At 35.6% G+C, this 2163-nt stretch carries 3 protein-coding genes; 2 read left to right on the forward strand and 1 reads right to left on the reverse strand.

Annotated elements, in window-relative coordinates:
- Positions 1–257: 257 nt before the first annotated feature.
- Both FJX03_08245 and FJX03_08250 read left to right on the forward strand, forming a co-directional pair.
- Positions 258–557 (forward strand): hypothetical protein, encoded by a 300-nt coding sequence (locus FJX03_08245; protein ID MBM3633670.1) that lies wholly within the window; start codon positions 258–260, stop codon positions 555–557.
- Positions 460–906, forward strand: a complete 447-nt coding sequence (locus FJX03_08250) for a conjugal transfer protein TraD (GenBank protein ID MBM3633671.1) — start codon at positions 460–462, stop codon at positions 904–906. Before FJX03_08245 ends, FJX03_08250 begins: the two co-directional genes overlap by 98 nt.
- Positions 907–1204: 298 nt before the next feature.
- On the opposite strand, the gene FJX03_08255 is transcribed toward FJX03_08250, so the two are convergent.
- Positions 1205–1558: a hypothetical protein gene (locus FJX03_08255; GenBank protein MBM3633672.1), complete on the reverse strand. Its 354-nt coding sequence runs from the start codon at positions 1556–1558 to the stop codon at positions 1205–1207.
- Positions 1559–2163: the final 605 nt, after the last annotated feature.

The raw sequence follows: 2163 nt of genomic DNA on the forward strand, positions 1-2163 counted from the left end.
CTTGTAATATAAGCAGCAGCTTGCACAGCGCTGCGCCCTGTGCTTCTTGATACCTGCCCCATACTTAAGTGATAGATTGCCATAATCAAACATATTAAACCGCCGGTTAGGCTCGCGCAAGCGCAATCGCGCATAAGTGCGCCATTCTGGATTTTGGATGACTTGATTGTTTAATTTGTTTTTGATACTATCCTACATTACAACCTTATGTTTAACAAAAAGCTCTCAAGATTGAGGGCATTTATCAGGAGTTCTAGATGTCAGTACAACTCATCAAAAAATTAGAATCACTCAAGGAAGATAAAAAATCAGTTGAAGAAAAAATAGATAATCTCACCAAAGATGTTGCCAATAATCTTGCTCATAGTTTAATTCAAGCAGGAGCATTACATGTTGATCTTGTTGCACTTACGGGCGGCATATTAGAAGCGATTGAAAAAGTAAAATCTCAATCCATAGATACGGAGGCTTGGAAAAAATCCGGTCAAAAATTTCTTCAACAAACAAGCAAAAGGACAACTCGAAAATCTCATTCTAAAGCAAAAAAGACTTCTTAGGTTGAAAATCAATCTTAATAGAAACCTTTCATCTGTTGCCAGAATATCAACACGTATAAGCAACTATAAATCGGATGAAAGAAGAGCTAGAACGCAAACACTTATACATTTAGGGGGTTTGGTATCCATTTCAGGCTTGCTTGAGTATTGTGATATTCAATTGGGTGAAAATTTGCAGTCTGATATCGAGGTTATCGAAAGAGCTGCCATTCTTCTTGGCATAATTTATGATGCAGCTCAAAAAGCTTTACAAGACCCTGACGAACATCAGAAGGAAAAATTTAGAAAGCTAGGTATATCAATTATGAAACAATCCGCGGCAAAAAACGCCTACCTACAAAAAGGGTGATATATAAATACGTATGACACTCTTAAGTACCGGAATATAATCTATCAAGGAAATAAGATATGACAAAACCTTTTATCAAAAAACCAAAGTTAAAATGAAAAAAACTTTATCGGGTAAAAAGTATTTTGAGAAGCGAATTAAGGATAACATTAATTATGAAGTAAAAAACTTTATCTGAACTACCTATTAGTCCTTTAGAGATTAACCCCAATCAAAATTGAAGCATTGGGTTTTTTATTCTGGTGGCAAAACCTTAATTGTGAATAATTTTATTGGTGTGAGCGCAAAGGGATAATCATTAAAAATTATTCCCCTCCTCCTTGAAATCTATAGCAACAGGTTTTGATAATGGTAATATAACCTCTCTTGCTGCACAGCCACCGCAATACTCTATCCAATGACTATAATGAAAACTCATGCCCTTTCTTTCTTTTTTCACATGGCCTGGGCAGTAGTTTATGACTGCTTGAGCCTCAGCTATAAGGTTTTCCTCTAAAATAGGACTTGCAGAAAAGGTTGCTACATCTCCATAAGAGTGTTGAGAGCGACTAGCGCTTTGTCCATCCTTGTCTTCAAGAGTATCAATTGCAAAAGATACCGTATTAAAGGCAACGGATATAAATAATAAAGAAAAAATTGATTTATATTTCATTGGCTTGTTTCCTGTAGAATAAATATCATTGAGTTTCGTCATTAGCATATACCATAGAAGCGGAAGAACACAAATCTTCCAGGTTATTTGTATGTTTTTTCAATTATTTCAAGTGCTAGGGCAATTTAGGTGGTGCCCTCGGTGTCACCCGTCACTCTCATCATTAAGCAATAATTGATAAGCCTGTATTGGGGGTCCCTTAGATACCGTCTAAATCCAATGATCTTTTTTCTAATTCAAAACTGCTTGTTTTTTCAAAAAGACGGCATTATGTGCAGACTATATGGAGGAGGTGACACGTTATATTTTGTCATCTCCCCTTTGTAAGCAAAATCTCTAGCTCTCCCTTAACAACGCCGCCTTAAAGAGTAATCTGCTTGTTGTTCTGTATCATCTGGATATAAATTTATCGCCTCTCTTTTTATCTTTTCATACCTTTCTCTGTCGTATTCCAATTCTAAACGTGTGTGTGTCATGTGAGGTGCTTTTTCTAATAATTTGTCCCTAAGTCCAGAGTATTTTATTTCTAATCGATTCTTAGTCTTCAGGTTTTTTGTGGAGTTGATTTTTGTGCTAACATAATAAATGCTGTTAACTAAATTCAT

Source organism: Alphaproteobacteria bacterium (assembly GCA_016870095.1).
Lineage (GTDB): Bacteria > Pseudomonadota > Alphaproteobacteria > Paracaedibacterales > VGCI01 > VGCI01.

Bases quoted from the DNA above. Each gene is read 5' to 3' on its own strand.
- FJX03_08255 (MBM3633672.1), bottom strand. From the start codon at position 1,558: ATGAAATATAAATCAATTTTTTCTTTATTATTTATATCCGTTGCCTTT.
- FJX03_08245 (MBM3633670.1), top strand. From the start codon at position 258: ATGTCAGTACAACTCATCAAAAAATTAGAATCACTCAAGGAAGATAAA.